This is a genomic window from Bacteroides sp. DH3716P (assembly GCF_025914115.1).
Lineage (GTDB): Bacteria > Bacteroidota > Bacteroidia > Bacteroidales > Bacteroidaceae > Bacteroides > Bacteroides ovatus.
This window is the reverse complement of the sequence record NZ_CP083673.1, coordinates 4,084,044-4,101,686: the sequence shown is the minus strand read 5'-3', so window position 1 is coordinate 4,101,686 and position 17,643 is coordinate 4,084,044. Positions and strand designations below refer to the sequence as shown.

At 40.5% G+C, this 17,643-nt stretch carries 15 protein-coding genes, 2 tRNA genes and 2 pseudogenes; 15 read left to right on the top strand and 4 right to left on the bottom strand.

Annotated elements, in window-relative coordinates:
• Positions 1–118 precede the first annotated feature (118 nt).
• Positions 119–739, bottom strand: coding sequence for a TetR/AcrR family transcriptional regulator (locus KQP79_RS15450; protein ID WP_004304037.1), 621 nt, complete (start codon positions 737–739; stop codon positions 119–121).
• Positions 740–743: 4 nt separating this feature from the next.
• On the bottom strand, positions 744–4,955 hold the full coding sequence (locus tag KQP79_RS15445; protein ID WP_004311436.1) for an acyl-CoA dehydratase activase: 4,212 nt from the start codon (positions 4,953–4,955) through the stop codon (positions 744–746).
• Between the two features lie 831 nt (positions 4,956–5,786).
• On the opposite strand from KQP79_RS15445, the pseudogene KQP79_RS15440 reads away from it, so the two are divergent.
• The 6 genes and pseudogenes from KQP79_RS15440 to KQP79_RS15415 form a co-directional block, all read left to right on the top strand.
• Positions 5,787–6,155, top strand: a pseudogene (locus KQP79_RS15440) (putative quinol monooxygenase); the annotation flags it as partial.
• A gap of 11 nt (positions 6,156–6,166) precedes the next feature.
• Positions 6,167–6,994, top strand: a complete 828-nt coding sequence (locus KQP79_RS15435) for a carboxymuconolactone decarboxylase family protein (RefSeq protein ID WP_004304034.1) — start codon at positions 6,167–6,169, stop codon at positions 6,992–6,994.
• A gap of 55 nt (positions 6,995–7,049) precedes the next feature.
• A pseudogene (locus KQP79_RS15430) lies at positions 7,050–7,124 on the top strand (sugar O-acetyltransferase); the annotation flags it as partial.
• A 98-nt stretch (positions 7,125–7,222) separates the two neighbouring features.
• Positions 7,223–7,786 (top strand): flavodoxin, encoded by a 564-nt coding sequence (locus KQP79_RS15425; protein WP_004311507.1) that lies wholly within the window; start codon positions 7,223–7,225, stop codon positions 7,784–7,786.
• Positions 7,787–7,891: 105 nt separating this feature from the next.
• On the top strand, positions 7,892–8,470 hold the full coding sequence (locus KQP79_RS15420; protein ID WP_004311506.1) for a Crp/Fnr family transcriptional regulator: 579 nt from the start codon (positions 7,892–7,894) through the stop codon (positions 8,468–8,470).
• Between the two features lie 64 nt (positions 8,471–8,534).
• Positions 8,535–8,957, top strand: coding sequence for a GNAT family N-acetyltransferase (locus KQP79_RS15415; RefSeq protein WP_004311505.1), 423 nt, complete (start codon positions 8,535–8,537; stop codon positions 8,955–8,957).
• A gap of 217 nt (positions 8,958–9,174) precedes the next feature.
• Here the strand turns inward: KQP79_RS15415 and KQP79_RS15410 are convergent.
• Both KQP79_RS15410 and KQP79_RS15405 read right to left on the bottom strand, forming a co-directional pair.
• Positions 9,175–9,248 (bottom strand) — tRNA-Asp (locus KQP79_RS15410).
• A 55-nt stretch (positions 9,249–9,303) separates the two neighbouring features.
• Positions 9,304–9,377: transfer RNA gene (locus KQP79_RS15405), tRNA-Asp, on the bottom strand.
• A 442-nt stretch (positions 9,378–9,819) separates the two neighbouring features.
• Between KQP79_RS15405 and purU the strand changes: the two genes are divergently transcribed.
• From purU to KQP79_RS15360, 9 genes are all read left to right on the top strand, one after another.
• Positions 9,820–10,677 carry a formyltetrahydrofolate deformylase gene (gene purU / locus KQP79_RS15400; protein WP_004297049.1) on the top strand — a complete coding sequence of 286 codons (858 nt, stop codon included), beginning with the start codon at positions 9,820–9,822 and terminating at the stop codon, positions 10,675–10,677.
• Complete coding sequence (gene hisH / locus KQP79_RS15395; RefSeq protein WP_004297048.1) at positions 10,677–11,267, top strand: imidazole glycerol phosphate synthase subunit HisH; 591 nt, start codon at positions 10,677–10,679, stop codon at positions 11,265–11,267. The genes purU and hisH overlap by 1 nt, the downstream gene beginning before the upstream one ends.
• Positions 11,268–11,285: 18 nt before the next feature.
• Positions 11,286–12,005 (top strand): 1-(5-phosphoribosyl)-5-[(5-phosphoribosylamino)methylideneamino]imidazole-4-carboxamide isomerase, encoded by a 720-nt coding sequence (hisA, locus tag KQP79_RS15390; protein ID WP_004311504.1) that lies wholly within the window; start codon positions 11,286–11,288, stop codon positions 12,003–12,005.
• Between the two features lie 103 nt (positions 12,006–12,108).
• Positions 12,109–12,864 carry an imidazole glycerol phosphate synthase subunit HisF gene (gene hisF / locus KQP79_RS15385; protein ID WP_004311503.1) on the top strand — a complete coding sequence of 252 codons (756 nt, stop codon included), beginning with the start codon at positions 12,109–12,111 and terminating at the stop codon, positions 12,862–12,864.
• Positions 12,865–12,994: 130 nt separating this feature from the next.
• Positions 12,995–13,606 (top strand): bifunctional phosphoribosyl-AMP cyclohydrolase/phosphoribosyl-ATP diphosphatase HisIE, encoded by a 612-nt coding sequence (gene hisIE, locus KQP79_RS15380; RefSeq protein WP_004304029.1) that lies wholly within the window; start codon positions 12,995–12,997, stop codon positions 13,604–13,606.
• Positions 13,607–13,647: 41 nt separating this feature from the next.
• Positions 13,648–14,376, top strand: a complete 729-nt coding sequence (locus KQP79_RS15375) for a cell division ATP-binding protein FtsE (RefSeq protein WP_004304028.1) — start codon at positions 13,648–13,650, stop codon at positions 14,374–14,376.
• A 13-nt stretch (positions 14,377–14,389) separates the two neighbouring features.
• Positions 14,390–15,709, top strand: a complete 1,320-nt coding sequence (locus tag KQP79_RS15370; protein WP_004304027.1) for an aspartate kinase — start codon at positions 14,390–14,392, stop codon at positions 15,707–15,709.
• A 78-nt stretch (positions 15,710–15,787) separates the two neighbouring features.
• Entirely contained in the window at positions 15,788–16,948 is a 1,161-nt protein-coding gene (lysA, locus tag KQP79_RS15365; protein ID WP_234120735.1) for a diaminopimelate decarboxylase, read from the top strand.
• Positions 16,949–17,089: 141 nt separating this feature from the next.
• The gene (locus tag KQP79_RS15360; protein WP_004304025.1) at positions 17,090–17,569 is read left to right on the top strand and encodes a ferritin; all 480 of its coding nucleotides are present in this window, start codon (positions 17,090–17,092) and stop codon (positions 17,567–17,569) included.
• Positions 17,570–17,643 lie beyond the last annotated feature (74 nt).

The following is a 17,643-nucleotide window of genomic DNA, read 5'->3' as shown; positions in this document are numbered from 1 at the left end:
GAAATAATTTTATAAGTCGTTGATTAATATATCAATATAATTGGAATAATCTGCGATAATTTGCGTTAATCTGCGTTTTATTATTCATTATGACACACCTCCTTATATAGTATCTATACTATTCCTCATAACACAATAAGTTCTGCAATTGGTTGATGATGTTTTGTTTCCATTCTTGCAGGAAGTCAGCAAAAGCGGCTTCATCTTCCAAGAATAAAGATACTATCAGGTTCTTGGCAAGAAATGGATAGCTCAATAGGCTGTAGACAGTCAGAAATACAATATGTATCGGAACCTTTTTAAGTTTACCGTCTTCCATTGCTGTCAGTATACTGTCTTTCACTTGGGATAAAGCATCTCCGAACTGAAGTTCTTTTGCAGTGGCAAGCAAGTGGTTTACATCACGCTGTATTTCTCCGCAAATGAATCTGGGAAGACAGGGATTACTTGTGAAAAGCTCAATATACTCATCCAGAATCATGCTTAGTCGCTCCATAAATGGGATATCCTGTTTTACTATATCCTGTATTTTCGGCATTAAAGACATGACTATCGAGCCGAACACGGCTTTGAACATCTTATCTTTGGTTCTGAAATAATAATGTAAAGTGGGCCGGTTGATTCCTACCGTTGCAGCAATATCACTCATGCTGGTCTCCACAAATCCTTTTTCTATAAAAAGTTGTTGGGCAGTTTTTATTATTTGCTGCTCTAAATCGCTATGTTCCGTTGTAGCCATAATTTTAGTTGTTTATGTTGTCAATAAAAAGTAATAATCTGTTTGTTATGTTCACATCGCTGACGCTACTGTCAAAGTCTAAAGATAGTATATTCATTTGAGGGCACAGCGATTTTATACGTTTTTCTATTCCTTTTTCTACAATGTGATTGGCAATGCATCCGAAAGGTTGCAAGCTAATGACATGATTGACTCCTTGGGAAGCAAAGGATAGTATTTCACCGGATATCAGCCAACCCTCTCCAAACTGGGTGCCCGGGGAGATGACTTGTTTAGCTTTTTCTGCCTTTTCAAAGATTGATTCGAACGGCGTGAAGTAATTGAAATTTTTGCCGATTTCATTCACTTTATTAATCTGCTTCTGGACTTTCTTGTATAACCAGTCGATAACAAAGTCGGGAGTGAGTTTTCGCTGCAAGTGTTGGTTCTGTCTCACTTTCAGGTTGACAAATCCCTGCATGAAGAAATCACTTATCAGTGGCGGAATCACTTCGATCTTCTGGTTGATGAGCCATGAGGTGACGTCCTTTTGAGCAAAAGGGTTGAACTTCAGGAATATTTCTCCAACAATACCTACTTTGTGACAGGATCTCTGTTCACAGATTTTGTTGAAGTCTCTGGCAGCGAGATATAAGTAACTCAACAAGTCCTCCGGTTTATTTTTCTGGATGATGGGCTGTGCTGTATCCAGATAAAGATCGCGCAGACGGGCGGCCTGTCCCCGTTCTTTCTCACGAACGACGGCTGCATAATAGAATTTAGCGATACAATCACTGTATAACACAGACGCAAGTATGATTGGCAAAACCTTGAGCCAGTTTACTTTAAAACCGGATTGCTCATTTTCAATACCACTGCCGAAAGCAAGTGATACCACCGGTGTATTGGTGTATCCATTCTCAATCAATGCCTTTTTTATCAGTGAAATATAGTTGCTGGCACGACATTGTCCACCGGTTTGTGTGATGGCAACGCACGTATTGGCAGGATCATAACGTCCGCTTTTAAAGGCTTTTACTATGTCGCCGACAATCAATGTTGCCGGATAACATACCTCATTATTGGAGTATTTCAATCCCCAGTCGCAAGATGCGGTGTCGCTCAACGGTAACGTTTCCATTTCATATCCGGCCACTTTCATGATGGATGGAATGAGTGGTGAAATGAAAGGCGTAAAGAATGGAGCGAGGATTTTCTTCTTTTTGTCTTTCTTGGTGAAAGGAGCAGTTGAAACAAATGGCTCGGGATCTTTCGCTTGAGAATGTTTCAAACTGAAATTCAAGCTTTCCACCAACGAGCGGACTCGTAATTTGATGGAGCCGATATTATTAACATCGTCTATCTTGAGCAAAGTAAGATTCTTGCCGTATCGTTTCAGCAAGTTACGTACTTCATCTATAAGGAAAGCATCCGGACCGCAGCCAAAAGAAGTCATCTGCATATATTGTATGTCACCCTCTTGCATTGCCGCCCACTTGGTTGCTTTCAGAATACGGTTGGTAAATGCCCATTGAGAGAGGTAATGAGTCTTTTCCAATGAAATCTCCTGCTGGCGGACAATATCATCAGTTATCACATAAACTCCCATCGCAGCAATCATGTCCGAAACCTTGTGCTGTATCAGTGGATCGCTATGGTAAGGGCGTCCGGCGAGTAAGATAATCAGTTTGTGTTTTTCCCGTCCCTCGTTCAGAACTTCCTGATTATAGGCAGCAATTTTTTCTTCGAAAGCATATTGTTCCTGTAATGCGCGTGAGAAGGCATTTTTGCATACCTCATCCCTGATACCCAAAGATTTCAGATATTCATAGCATTGTTTATACAGCAATGCTTCATCTTTGAAGGTGATAGTCGGAGCATCTATCGGTATATTCTCTTCCTGTACACTTTTGATGACTTCCGAATAACCGGAAACGATGGGGCAATTATAGCTGTTTTGCTGTTGCTTATCCTTTTTCTCGAAAACAACGAACGGCATAAATATCCGGTTGACGTTTTGCAGTGTCAGGTTACGGATATGACTGTGCACAAGTTTGGCAGGGAAGCAGATGTTATCAGACATCACCATGCCGGCAGCAGTCTCGTATTTGCTGAATGTAGAGGGGGCCGACAACTGTACCTGAATGCCGCAAGCAGTAAATAAGGTATGCCAGAAAGGGTATTCCTCATACATATTCAGAATACGTGGAATGCCTATGGTAAATAGGGGTTGTGGAATGTCTGCGCTCCGGTCGAATAATAATTCCAGCTTTTTATCATACGTATTGATGCCTTTGTCCGCATGGCTTCCTTTATTGGAAAATACCTTTTCACATCGGTTGCCGGAGAAGTAATGGTTGTCATTGTTGAACGTATATCGCATAATGGCGCACTGGTTCTCGCACCCCCGGCATTGAAGTTGCTTGGAAGTATATTGCGCCCATTGGAGCATCTCGTTCAGCTCCGTCACCCGGGCATTTTCGATTTGTTTGGCATATAGGGCACAACCAAGAGCACCCATCAATTCAGGACAGTTACTGCGGAAGGTTTGTTTCCCGGTCAGCTTTTCCAGACTTCGTACGATGGAATCATTACGCATGGTTCCTCCCTGCACGACAATATGGTCGCCAAGTATCTCCGTGTCTTTTAATTGCAGAACCTTATACAGGCAGTTTTTAACAACGGAATAAGATAATCCGGCAGCTATATCCGCTACGGACGCTCCTTCCCGAAGTACCTGTTTTACTTTGGAGTTCATGAAGACTGTGCAACGTGTACCCAGATCACATGGTGCTTGCGAAAAACAAGCTGCTTTGGCAAAGTCCTCCACACTGTAATCCAGCGATTGCGCAAATGTGCTGATAAAAGAACCGCAACCGGAGGAACAGGCTTCATTGATTTCGATTCTGTTGATTACTCCGTCGTTCACAAAGATGGCTTTCATATCCTGCCCTCCAATATCCAGGATAAAAGAAACTTCTTTGCTGATATGTTTGGCAGCAGCATAATGAGCGATGGTTTCAATGATTCCCGCATCCATGTGGAAAGCCGCTTTTATCAGATCTTCTCCGTAACCGGTAGAACATCCTCCTTTTATGCGCAGGGTAGTTCCTCGTCTCCGGCATTCTTCATATAGTTTCTGCAAGCCGTTCTCTACTGTTTTTATAGGGTTTCCGTTGTTGTCGTGATAATAGGAGTAAAGGATACGATGATTGTTGTCGAGTACTACGATTTTGGTGGTAGTAGAGCCGGAGTCTATGCCGATAGTTGCTTCCTGTAATCCGGGACGCAGACTGGCATATTGAATTTTATACTGGTCTTTTTCTTTTTTCCATGACCGATATTCTTCCTCACTGTCGAATATAGGAGAAAGATCACTCTGGAAAGGTGAGGTAACACTTAGTTTGTTTTCTATTACCTGTATCAGGTTGGAGAGATGAATACTTTCTTCATTGTTCTCTGCCAATGCTGCTCCCCAGGCAGGGATCAGATTTCCTTTTTCCGGTAATATGAAATCTGTATCTTGTGACAGATTCAGATAGTTGGCAAATGCTTTTCGAAGGGCCGGAATAAAAGTCAATGGGCCACCGCAGAGTAATACCGGAGCTACGATATTGCAACCGCGTGCAAGTGTGACAGTGGTCTGTACGGCTACTGCATGGAAAATGGAAGCTGCTATATTTTCTTTAGATATATTTTTGGCTATCAGATTCTGTATGTCCGTTTTGCAGAATACTCCGCAGCGTGAAGCGATAGAGTATACCTGATTGGAACGAAGTGCTAGTTCATTCAATTCGTCGATGGAGACTCCAAGCAGAATAGCCATCTGGTCAATGAAAGCCCCGGTTCCGCCGGCGCAATTTCCATTCATGCGCAGGTCTGTAGCCTGTCCGTCCTGAAAGAAAACAACTTTCGCATCTTCTCCTCCAATATCGATCATAGTGGCTGTGTGCGGATGCTCCCGGCACACATAGTTTGTTGCAGCTACAACCTCTTGCACAAACGGCAGAGAGCATTTCTCTGAAATTCCCATTCCAACAGAGCCCGTAATGTGGAAAGATAAAGGAATATCACCCAACTGTTCCTTTATTTGATAAAGAAATCCGAGTAAACATTCTTGTATTTTTGCCTGATGCCTTTTGTATCCGGAAAACAAGACTGTAGTTCCATCTTTATCCAATACTACCATCTTAGTGGTAGTAGAGCCTATATCTAAACCCACTTTATATACATTCATATACCAAATATCTTAAATTAGACCTCGTGTTTGACATCTGTGTCAGACGCAAATGTATGTAAAAATATGGTAGATACGGCAAATCGTAATTGAAGTTTTTGATTTAATTAACGAATTGGGAAAAAAGAAAGATGGAATGTGAGGGAGGAAAACGATCGTGTAAAAAAAGACGTAAATGAATAATTGTGTATTTATATTACTTGTTGGGTTGTAGTAGATCTTTTATGGTGAATCTTAGAAATCTTGTTTACTCTATTTTTGACAAAAGGTAACGTGGCTTTTAATAAACCCGGATTCTGTTTATAATAAACTTTTTGATAGTTTTAGTAAAACGGTATTCGAGTTTATTATAAACTATTGTAGAACAGTTCTAGGATCAGACGAGAGATTTTAAGCTGAATTATAAACAAAATGGGGCAATAATCATTCGACTATTGCCCCATATCGTATAGGAGTGGTATTGTAAAATACCAGGTTATTTATGATTTATGTATGATTATTTCTTTCTATTTTCATGTTGTTTATACTTTTTCTTTTCTCAAAGATACAACATAAAAAGTCATTTGTCAAGAGTCTGATGAGAAAAGTAGCTTATCGGTCTCAAAACAGATGAATAACTTTACTTCTAATATCTGATTTTTATTCGGCTTTATTACAGAATCGGGGATTTGGGTACAAAAATCCGTAATTGATATACAATTCCATTCGTTTTATCGCAGTAAATTTGTAATCAGAAGTTTAACAATGAAAAGATAGAAGATGATGATAAAAACAATTCTAAGTGTTTTGTCTTTATTCGTTATGTTATCATGCAGTATGACAGGGAAAAAGGATATAAAACAGCAGCCTGGTATGTGCGCCAAATTACCTATGGCGGCTGACGGTATTGTGCGGCTATCGAAAATCGAGGTTTATCCGGAGTATCTTGAAGAATATATGAAATATGCGACCGAAGTGGGTGAAGTCTCCTTGCGTACTGAACCGGGAGTGCTGACTATGTATGCCGTCAGCGAAAAAGAGAATCCTGGCAGGATAACTATTCTTGAAACTTACGCGAGTCAGGAGGCTTATAAATCTCATATTGCATCGGAGCATTTTCAAAAGTACAAGCAAGGAACGCTGCACATGGTTAAGACTCTCGTACTCTCTGACCAAATGCCGCTTAACCCCGCAAATTGCATTAATAACTTCATTCAATAAACGAAATGATTATGAATAAACTCCTTTTATTTTCAGTATTTAGTATTTTAACACTCAATGTTATGGCACAAGAAAAGATAGTACAGACGGCAGGACGCGACCAGTTAGGAACGTTTGCCCCCAAGTTTGCGGAACTTAATGACGATGTTCTCTTTGGAGAAGTTTGGAGCCGCACTGACAAACTCGGTCTGCGTGACCGCAGTTTAGTAACCATTACCTCCCTTATCAGTATGGGAATCACGGACAATTCGCTCGTTTATCATCTTCAGTCGGCGAAGAAGAACGGCATCACCCGCACGGAGATCGCAGAGATTATCACTCATATAGGTTTCTATGCAGGTTGGCCGAAAGCGTGGGCAGCGTTCAATTTGGCAAAAGGAGTATGGTCTGAAGATATTGTTGGTGAGGATGCCAAAACAGCTTTCCAGCGTGAGATGATTTTCCCTATTGGCGAACCCAATACAGCCTATGCACAGTATTTTATTGGTAACAGTTATCTTGCTCCGGTTTCGCGCGAGCAGGTGAATATCTCTAACGTTACTTTTGAACCACGTTGCCGCAATAACTGGCATATTCACCGTGCAACGAAAGGTGGCGGACAGATGCTTATCGGTGTAGCCGGTCGAGGCTGGTATCAGGAAGAAGGTAAACCGGCGGTAGAGATTCTGCCTGGTACGGTTATCCATATTCCTGCCAATGTGAAACACTGGCACGGAGCTGCTGCCGACAGTTGGTTTGCTCATCTGGCTTTCGAAGTTTCCGGTGAAAACACTTCCAATGAGTGGCTTGAGCCGGTCACAGATGACGAGTATAACAAACTCGAACAGACTAAACGATGATTTTTGCTAATCCTGCTTTATCTTTTGAAAGGAAATAATATGACTACCGAGGAATTTTAAGGAATATGTAAAGACGCGCAAAGCGCTTAATACAGAAGAAATACATCGTTTGATGGACGATATGGGCAATTATCAAAGTAATGGAAGAATGAAAACGCCTGTGGGGTTACTCCATCGTGATAATGTCTAAACTAATTAATGATAAGAAATATTTAAAATCAAAATAAAATGAAACAGATTATATTCATATTTATGAGTCTCCTTTGCTTTAGCTGCTCATCAAAAGCGCAGAATCAGACAGCGGATACTAATGTACAGTCCGATAAGAAAATCCTGGTTGCCTATTTCTCTTGTACTGGAACTACAGAAAAAGCCGCCGATGCCATTGCAAAAACGGTTGGCGGCAAACTTTATCAGATAACTCCCGCTACAGCCTATACCTCGGCAGATCTCGACTGGAACAACAAGAGTAGCCGTAGTTCAATTGAAATGACGACTGAAAATTCACGTCCAGAATTGGGGGGAGAAGCGCTTAATCTGAAAGATTACGACGTGATATTCCTTGGTTACCCGATATGGTGGAATTTATGTCCGCGTCCGGTCAATACATTCCTTGAGAAATATGATTTCTCCGGTAAAACCGTTATTCCATTTGCTACTTCCGGAGGAAGCTCAATAACTAATAGTGTAAAACAACTCAAGAAACTTTATCCAAAAATCGTATGGGGAGAAAGCCGATTGTTGAACGGAAGTGTCAAGCAGGCCGGAGACTGGGCGAAAGGAGTAATATAAAAATGGCTACTGAAAATATATTCACTAAATATGAGAAGTTAAATAGGGCGGAAGTAATAGTGAATATATTAAATGAGTAAGTATATTACGAATCATATTTAGATTATGCTTTTAGAAAAACTACTTAAAGAATTTAATTTTAGTACTAATATTTTTAATTGGGAGGAGTTTAAGTTATTCGACCAATATTTTGAACGAATATTAGTTAGTAAAGGTACATTTTTGATTAAGGAAGGAGAAACAGAGAGGTATAGTTATTTCGTTTTTGATGGAATATTACGTTGTTGGCTTTTAAATCATAACGGGGAAGAACAAACTTTCTGGTTTTGTAAAGAGGGTACATTTTCAATGTCAAACATATCTTTTACATTACAAACTAGGTCTGCATTTAATGTGCAAACAATTGTAGATAGTGTTATTTACCGAATAGACAAGAAGCAAGTAAATGAACTATATACCGCTATCCCTAAAGTAAAAACTGTATTTGAAGATTTAAATGCTATATTGTTGAATAAACTTTTGAAAAGAAATATCGACTTGATTAAATATTCTCCTGAACAGTATTATCTACAGATGATGGAAGAATATGGTATTACATTAAACTATATACCATTAAAAGATATAGCTTCTTATTTGGGTATCACACAGCAAGCACTAAGCAGAATCCGTAAACGTATTTTTTAACTTGGGTTCAGTGTTTTGAATGTATAAGTAACGAACTTTGCGGCTTTAAATTGCAATTACAAGTATGATTAGAAAAATTAAAGTTACGGATTATCCACGTTTGATGGAAATTTGGGAAAGTGCAGTATTGAGTACACATGATTTTCTTAAAGAGGAAGATTTTCTATATTATAAGGAACGACTTCCGGTATATTTTCAGTATGTTAATCTATTCGGATTTGAACAAGAGGGAATCTTAATCGGATTTATGGGAATTGCAGAAGGAAATCTTGAAATGTTATTTATTGACAATAAGTATCGAGGCGCAGGAATCGGAAAAAAATTAATAACTTATGCCATAGATAATTTGCAAGTAACTAAAGTTGATGTGAATGAGCAAAATGTTCAAGCTGTCGGTTTTTATGAATATATGGGTTTTAACATATATAAAAGGTCGAATTTGGACGGAGAAGGTAAGGAATATCCTATTTTACACATGCAGTTGTAGTCTCTGTTCAATTATAAACAGATGCTTAGTATAGGTACCTTTAATTGAAGATGAATGTTACATTTGAATAAAATGATTGGTTAAAAAATCATTGTAGAGTTTGAATGGGCACATCTATCGCCTACTTAAACTCTGTTTTAAATGAAGTGAAGAAAAAGAAAAAAGCTCTGAATTTCTTGAATTTCAGAGCTTTGCTTTAATTTACTATTTGCTTTCGCGGTGCGTACGGGACTCGAACCCGTGACCCCATGCGTGACAGGCATGTATTCTAACCAACTGAACTAACGCACCAAATTTTAATTGGATTAACTCATTTATATTTCTCTCTGCTTCTTAGTGAAAGAAGCGGTGCGTACGGGACTCGAACCCGTGACCCCATGCGTGACAGGCATGTATTCTAACCAACTGAACTAACGCACCAGAATTTCAATTTATTAATCTGCATCTCTCTCGATTGCGGGTGCAAAGGTAGTTGTTTTTTGTAAACCTGCAAGCGTTTTGAGAAAAGTTTTTTTCAAGAAAAAACAAGAAAAATGCTTAGTGTCTCATTTTGAGTACTTTTGTAATGAAAAAAAATATTCGTTTTTCTTCTCTTCGGATAGTGACGGTATCTGATCGTTATAGTGACGCTATCACGATGGAATACCGTCACTATCCGAAGGCAATGGCGTCACTATCCTAAAGTTTGTCATTCTTTTCATTGAAAATAACTCTCGATATCTTTCTATCTGTAAGAAATCACCGTTTTTATATCAACTTTCTGCTTGAATAATTCGTAATTTTGCAATAAATCGTTATTTTTGCGGACTAAAATTAGAAAGGTAGAAAATAATCTGCCTAGAATCGTTAATTAGTAGAAAGAATGATGACAACAGCCAAACTGTTATTGCACTGTCCCGACAAACCGGGAATCCTAGCGGAAGTGACAGACTTTATTACGGTAAACAAAGGAAATATTATCTATTTGGATCAGTATGTAGATCATGTAGAGAACATCTTCTTCATGCGTATTGAATGGGAACTGAAAGATTTTCTGGTTCCACAGGAAAAAATTGAAGATTATTTCAGAACACTCTACGGGCAAAAATATGAAATGGATTTTCGTCTTTATTTCTCTGATGTAAAACCACGTATGGCTATTTTCGTATCCAAGCTGTCACACTGTCTTTTCGATATGTTAGCCCGGTATACGGCAGGAGAGTGGAATGTAGAGATACCTCTTATTATAAGTAATCATCCGGATTTGCAGCACGTGGCAGAACGTTTCGGAATTCCTTTCTATCTGTTCCCTATCACCAAGGAGACGAAAGAAGAACAGGAGCGCAAAGAGATGGAATTGCTTGCCAAACATAAGATTACATTTATTGTATTGGCACGCTATATGCAGGTGATCTCCGAACAGATGATTAATGCTTATCCGAATAAGATTATCAATATTCATCATTCTTTCCTTCCTGCGTTTGTAGGGGCGAAGCCTTATCACGCAGCTTTCCAGAGAGGGGTGAAAATTATTGGTGCAACTAGTCATTATGTAACGACAGAGCTGGATGCCGGACCGATTATTGAACAGGATGTAGTGCGCATTACTCATAAAGATGCTATTGAAGACCTCGTAAATAAAGGAAAGGATTTGGAAAAAATCGTTCTTTCGCGTGCAGTGCAGAAGCACATCGAGCGCAAAGTTTTGGCTTATAAAAATAAAACAGTAATATTTAGCTGATGAAAGTAGCAGTTGTAAAATACAATGCCGGCAATATTCGTTCTGTGGATTATGCTTTAAAGCGGTTGGGGGTAGAAGCGGTGATTACTGCTGATAAAGAAGAACTCCAATCGGCCGATAAAGTTATTTTTCCCGGAGTGGGAGAGGCGGAAACTACCATGAACCACTTGAAGGCAACGGGACTGGACGAACTGATTAAGAATCTCCGTCAGCCTGTATTTGGAATTTGTCTCGGCATGCAGTTGATGTGCCGGCATTCCGAAGAAGGAGAAGTCGATTGTTTGAATATCTTTGATGTGGATGTGAAACGTTTTGTCCCGCAGAAACATGAGGATAAAGTGCCGCACATGGGATGGAACACCATTGGAAAAACGAATAGCAAATTGTTTGAAGGGTTCACCGAAGAAGAGTTTGTCTATTTTGTGCATAGCTTCTATGTGCCGACCTGCGACTTTACTGCTGCTACAACTGACTATATTCACCCGTTCAGTGCTGCGCTCCATAAAGATAACTTTTATGCTACCCAGTTCCATCCGGAAAAAAGTGGTAAGACAGGAGAGAAGATTCTGACAAACTTTTTAAACCTCTAAGATACAAATAGTAAATAGATGATAGAAATTATTCCAGCCATTGATATTATTGATGGAAAGTGCGTACGCCTTTCCCAGGGAGATTACGATAGTAAAAAGGTGTATAATGAGAACCCGGTGGAAGTTGCAAAGGAGTTTGAAGCGAACGGTGTTCGCAGGCTTCATGTGGTAGACTTGGACGGTGCTGCTTCTCATCATGTCGTTAACTATCGGGTGTTGGAACAGATTGCTGTACGCACTTCTCTTGTCATAGATTTTGGTGGAGGAGTAAAGAGTGATGAAGATTTGAAAATTGCTTTTGAGAGCGGTGCGCAGATGGTAACCGGAGGAAGCATTGCAGTGAAAGATCCGGAATTATTCTGTCATTGGCTGGAAATATACGGCAGTGAGAAGATTATTTTGGGGGCAGATGTAAAAGAACATAAGATAGCCGTCAATGGTTGGAAAGATGAAAGTGCCTGTGAACTTTTTCCATTTCTCGAAAATTATATAGATAAAGGTATACGAAAAGTAATCTGTACGGATATTAGCTGTGACGGAATGTTGAGTGGCCCTTCTATCGATTTGTATAAAGAGGTGTTGGCAAAATTCCCTGACCTTTATCTGATGGCTAGTGGCGGGGTGAGCAAGATGGATGATATTGTAGCCTTGGATGAGGCCGGTGTTCCCGGAGTTATTTTCGGTAAGGCATTATACGAAGGACATATCACCTTACAAGATTTGAGAATCTTTCTGTAATGAGCGTATCGGAATAAATAAGATACCTTTATTATAAGGAAGATAAGAATCGAGCTTCAGGAATATAGATTATAAATTGTTGAACAATAAATAAAATAGGATTGTGTTAGCAAAAAGAATAGTACCTTGTCTGGATATAAAAGACGGACAAACCGTGAAAGGAACGAATTTTGTCAACTTGCGCCAAGCCGGTGATCCGGTGGAGCTAGGTCGTGCTTACAGTGAACAGGGAGCGGATGAACTTGTTTTCCTGGACATTACTGCAAGCCATGAAGGACGTAAGACTTTTACGGAATTGGTAAAACGGATTGCTGCTAATATCAATATCCCATTTACCGTAGGTGGTGGAATCAATGAATTAAGTGATGTAGACCGTCTGCTGAATGCAGGGGCAGATAAGATTTCTATCAATTCTTCCGCTATCCGCAATCCCCGGTTGGTTGACGAGATAGCAAAGAATTTCGGCTCACAAGTTTGTGTGTTGGCTGTAGATGCCAAACAGACCGAAAACGGTTGGAAATGTTACCTGAACGGAGGACGCATCGAAACGGATAAAGATCTGTTCGAGTGGACTAAAGAAGCACAGGAACGCGGAGCAGGAGAAATACTCTTCACAAGCATGAATCACGATGGTGTAAAAGCCGGTTATGCAAATGAAGCACTTGCCGCTTTAGCGGATCAACTCTTTATTCCCATCATAGCTTCGGGAGGTGCGGGCTGTAAGGAGCACTTCCGTGATGTCTTTTTACAGGGAAAGGCAGATGCTGCATTGGCTGCCAGTGTTTTTCACTTCGGAGAAATTAAAATTCCCGAATTAAAATCGTATCTTTGCGGCGAAGGAATTACCATCAGGGGGTGAGGCACCCCGGCCGGGTTTTCCTGCGGATGGATTATATAGTCAGATAAATATAGGAACTGTCTGCAAAAGAATTCCGTAGGCGAATAGGTAGTAATTGTAAATTGGAATAGTAATTAGAACTTATATAAAAATGGAATTGGATTTCGATAAAATGAACGGACTCGTTCCGGCTATCATACAGGACAACGAGACACGTAAGGTCTTGATGCTGGGTTTCATGAATAAAGAAGCTTATGATAAAACGGTGGAAACCGGAAAAGTTACATTCTTTAGCCGTACGAAGAATCGTTTATGGACAAAAGGTGAAGAAAGCGGTAACTTCCTTCATGTTGTATCTATAAAGGCTGATTGCGACAATGATACATTATTGATTCAAGTAGATCCGGTAGGTCCTGTGTGTCATACAGGCACAGATACTTGTTGGGGGGAGAAAAACGAAGAACCAGTCATGTTCCTGAAAGCATTGCAGGACTTCATAGACAAGCGTCACGAAGAGATGCCCGAAGGTTCTTATACGACCAGTCTGTTTGAGTCGGGAATCAATAAGATAGCTCAAAAAGTAGGTGAGGAAGCTGTGGAAACAGTGATCGAAGCAACGAACGGTACTGACGAACGTTTGATCTACGAAGGAGCCGACCTCATTTATCACATGATTGTATTGCTTGCTTCAAAAGGCTATCGCATCGAAGATCTTGCACGTGAACTGCAGGAAAGACATAGCAGTACCTGGAAGAAGCATTAATAAGTAAAGATTAGAAATTAAAAATTAAAACGGGAGTCGGCATGGATGACGGGGCGTTGATACAATATAAGAACGTAGAAATCCATCAACAGGAACTCTGTGTGCTAAGTGATGTAAATCTGGAATTGCACAAAGGAGAGTTTGTCTATTTGATCGGAAAAGTAGGCTCGGGAAAAACGAGTCTGCTTAAGACTCTTTATGGCGAACTGGACGTAATTGACGGTGAAGCGGAAGTGCTGGGTTATAATATGCGATCTATCAAACGTAAGCATATCCCGCAACTGCGCCGCAAGTTAGGCATTGTATTCCAGGATTTTCAGCTGCTTACAGACCGTACTGTATATAATAACCTGGAATTTGTGCTTCGTGCCACAGGCTGGAAAAACAAACAGGAGATACAGGATCGTATTGAAGAAGTGCTTCAACTGGTGGGAATGTCCAACAAAGGTTATAAACTTCCGAACGAACTTTCCGGTGGCGAACAGCAGCGCATTGTGATTGCACGTGCCGTACTCAATTCTCCGGCTATCATCCTGGCGGATGAACCAACCGGAAATCTGGATGTGGAAACAGGTAAAGCCATCGTTGAATTGTTGCACAATATCTGCGAATCCGGCTCATCGGTAGTGATGACGACGCACAATTTGCAACTGTTGAAAGATTATCCGGGCAGGGTATATCGTTGTGCCGACCATCAGATTGTAGATGTGACTGATGAATATATGCCCAGACAGAGAACAATAGAAATAGATTTAAATATAGATAACTAAAACAGTAACGAAAATGAAAGTTTTAAAGTTTGGAGGAACTTCCGTAGGTTCTGCTCAGCGCATGAAGGAAGTAGCCAAATTGATTACCGATGGTGAACAGAAGATTGTTGTTCTTTCTGCTATGTCAGGAACAACAAACACATTGGTGGAAATTTCGGACTATCTGTATAAGAAGAATCCGGAGGGTGCCAACGAGATTATTAATAAGCTGGAAGCAAAATATAAACAGCATATTGATGAGCTTTTTGCAACCCAGGAATATAAACAGAAAGGTCTTGAAGTTGTCAAATCCCACTTCGACTACATCCGCTCCTATACTAAAGACCTTTTCACTTTGTTCGAAGAGAAAGTGGTTTTGGCACAGGGAGAGCTTATCTCTACGGCGATGGTAAACTTTTACCTGCAGGAATGCGGTGTGAAGTCCGTGTTGCTTCCGGCTTTGGAATTCATGCGTACTGATAAGAACGCAGAACCGGACCCCGTATATATTAAGGATAAATTGCGTGCTCAATTGGATCTTTATCCGGATACGGAAATCTACATTACGCAAGGTTTCATCTGCCGCAATGCTTACGGTGAGATAGACAACCTGCAACGTGGTGGTAGCGACTACACCGCTTCTCTGATCGGAGCAGCAGTGAACGCTTCCGAAATCCAGATCTGGACAGATATCGACGGTATGCACAATAACGACCCGCGTATTGTTGACAAGACCGCTCCGGTACGCCAGCTGCACTTCGAAGAAGCAGCCGAGTTGGCTTACTTCGGTGCAAAGATTCTGCACCCTACTTGTATCCAGCCGGCTAAATATGCCAATATCCCTGTCCGCTTGTTGAACACAATGGATCCGGAGGCTCCGGGCACACTGATTTCTAACGATACGGAAAAAGGCAAGATTAAGGCAGTAGCTGCAAAAGATAACATCACTGCTATTAAGATTAAATCCAGCCGCATGTTATTGGCTCATGGTTTCTTGCGTAAGGTGTTCGAAATCTTCGAAAGCTATCAGACATCTATCGATATGATCTGTACGTCAGAAGTCGGTGTATCTGTTACGATAGATAACACGAAACATCTTAATGAGATTCTGGACGACCTGAAGAAATACGGAACAGTAACCGTTGATAAAGAAATGTGTATCATCTGCGTTGTAGGTGACCTTGAATGGGAAAATGTCGGTTTTGAAGCAAAAGCACTCGATGCGATGCGCGATATACCGGTGCGAATGATCTCGTTTGGAGGAAGTAACTATAACATCTCCTTCCTCATTCGGGAGTGTGATAAGAAAGTAGCTTTACAATCGTTGAGCGATATGCTTTTCAACGGCAAATAATTCCACAAATAATACGAGCGCTTTTACCGAACTGATAAAAGCGCTCTTTTTTAACCAACTAAACAAGTTTTTCGAATTATGAAGGGAATATTTCCAATCGATAAATTCCGCACTTTGCAGACACCTTTCTATTATTACGATACCAAAGTGCTGCGCGATACATTGTCGGCTATTAACCATGAGGTTGCCAAATATCCTAATTATTCAGTGCATTACGCTGTTAAAGCAAATGCTAACCCGAAAGTACTTACCATCATCCGTGAGAGCGGAATGGGAGCCGACTGTGTGAGCGGTGGAGAAATTCGTGCCGCTATCCGTGCAGGATTTCCGGCCAATAAAGTTGTTTTTGCAGGAGTAGGTAAAGCAGACTGGGAAATTAACCTCGGGCTGGAGTACGGCATCTTCTGTTTCAATGTAGAGTCTATTCCCGAACTGGAAGTAATCAATGAATTGGCTGCTGCTCAAAATAAGGTGGCTAATGTTGCTTTCCGTATCAATCCGGATGTAGGCGCACATACTCACGCAAATATCACTACCGGTTTGGCGGAAAACAAATTCGGTATCAGCATGCAGGATATGGACAAGGTGATAGATGTGGCGCAGGAGATGAAAAACGTAAAGTTTATCGGGCTTCATTTCCACATTGGTTCACAGATTCTGGATATGGGCGATTTTGTAGTTCTCTGTAATCGTGTCAATGAATTGCAGGATAAATTGGAAGCTCGCAGAATTCTGGTAGAACACATTAATGTAGGAGGTGGTTTGGGAATTGACTACGGACATCCCAATCGTCAGGCTATTCCGAACTTCAAGGATTACTTTGCTACCTATGCCGGACAACTGAAATTACGTCCTTATCAGACCTTGCATTTTGAATTGGGACGTGCAGTTGTAGGACAGTGCGGTTCCTTAATCTCTAAGGTTTTGTATGTAAAACAAGGCACACGGAAGAAATTTGCCATCCTGGATGCAGGTATGACCGATCTTATCCGTCCGGCTCTGTATCAGGCATTCCATAAAATGGAAAATATTACTTCCGAAGAACCATTGGAGGCATACGATGTAGTAGGACCGATCTGTGAATCGTCGGATGTTTTCGGAAAAGCAATTGACCTGAACAAAGTGAAGCGTGGTGACTTGATAGCCCTTCGTTCTGCTGGTGCTTATGGTGAAATAATGGCTTCCGGATACAACTGTCGTGAACTGCCGAAAGGATATACTTCCGACGAACTGGTGTAAGTAAAAAATGAACCACTACAATCAAAATGTGAATGTAGTTTAAAAATATAGGGTGCATGGAACAATTTTAACTGAAAGCTTGTTATTTTTGTAATGAGTTCAAAAAGAAACTACATTAACAACTTAATAAAAAATACGATTATGATTTCAGAAAAATTACAGAATGCAATTAACGAACAGATTACTGCTGAAATGTGGTCTGCTAACCTGTATCTAGCAATGTCTTTCTATTTTGAGAAAGAAGGTTTCAGCGGTTTTGCTCATTGGATGAAAAAGCAATCCCAGGAAGAAATGGGACACGCTTATGCAATGGCAGATTATATCATCAAACGTGGAGGAACTGCTAAAGTAGATAAAATAGATGTTGTTCCTAACGGATGGGGTACACCTCTCGAAGTGTTTGAACACGTTTACAAGCATGAATGTCATGTTTCTCAATTGGTAGACAAGCTGGTAGACGTAGCTGCTGCTGAAAAGGATAAAGCAACACAGGATTTCTTGTGGGGATTTGTTCGCGAACAAGTAGAAGAAGAAGCTACAGCACAAGGCATTGTTGACAAGATCAAGAAGGCTGGTGATACCGGAATTTTCTTTGTAGATTCACAATTGGGACAGCGTTAATGATGCTACTCTGAAAAAATAGTTCTTTATATAGATAGAAGCTGCCTGAATTTCTGTTCAGACAGCTTCTTTTT

Coding starts and splice junctions, on each gene's coding strand:
- KQP79_RS15450 (WP_004304037.1), bottom strand. CDS start 739: ATGGCTACAACGGAACATAGCGATTTAGAGCAGCAAATAATAAAAACT.
- KQP79_RS15445 (WP_004311436.1), bottom strand. CDS start 4,955: ATGAATGTATATAAAGTGGGTTTAGATATAGGCTCTACTACCACTAAG.
- KQP79_RS15435 (WP_004304034.1), top strand. CDS start 6,167: ATGAATAAACTCCTTTTATTTTCAGTATTTAGTATTTTAACACTCAAT.
- KQP79_RS15425 (WP_004311507.1), top strand. CDS start 7,223: ATGAAACAGATTATATTCATATTTATGAGTCTCCTTTGCTTTAGCTGC.
- KQP79_RS15420 (WP_004311506.1), top strand. CDS start 7,892: ATGCTTTTAGAAAAACTACTTAAAGAATTTAATTTTAGTACTAATATT.
- KQP79_RS15415 (WP_004311505.1), top strand. CDS start 8,535: ATGATTAGAAAAATTAAAGTTACGGATTATCCACGTTTGATGGAAATT.
- purU (WP_004297049.1), top strand. CDS start 9,820: ATGATGACAACAGCCAAACTGTTATTGCACTGTCCCGACAAACCGGGA.
- hisH (WP_004297048.1), top strand. CDS start 10,677: ATGAAAGTAGCAGTTGTAAAATACAATGCCGGCAATATTCGTTCTGTG.
- hisA (WP_004311504.1), top strand. CDS start 11,286: ATGATAGAAATTATTCCAGCCATTGATATTATTGATGGAAAGTGCGTA.
- hisIE (WP_004304029.1), top strand. CDS start 12,995: ATGGAATTGGATTTCGATAAAATGAACGGACTCGTTCCGGCTATCATA.
- KQP79_RS15375 (WP_004304028.1), top strand. CDS start 13,648: ATGGATGACGGGGCGTTGATACAATATAAGAACGTAGAAATCCATCAA.
- KQP79_RS15370 (WP_004304027.1), top strand. CDS start 14,390: ATGAAAGTTTTAAAGTTTGGAGGAACTTCCGTAGGTTCTGCTCAGCGC.
- lysA (WP_234120735.1), top strand. CDS start 15,788: ATGAAGGGAATATTTCCAATCGATAAATTCCGCACTTTGCAGACACCT.
- KQP79_RS15360 (WP_004304025.1), top strand. CDS start 17,090: ATGATTTCAGAAAAATTACAGAATGCAATTAACGAACAGATTACTGCT.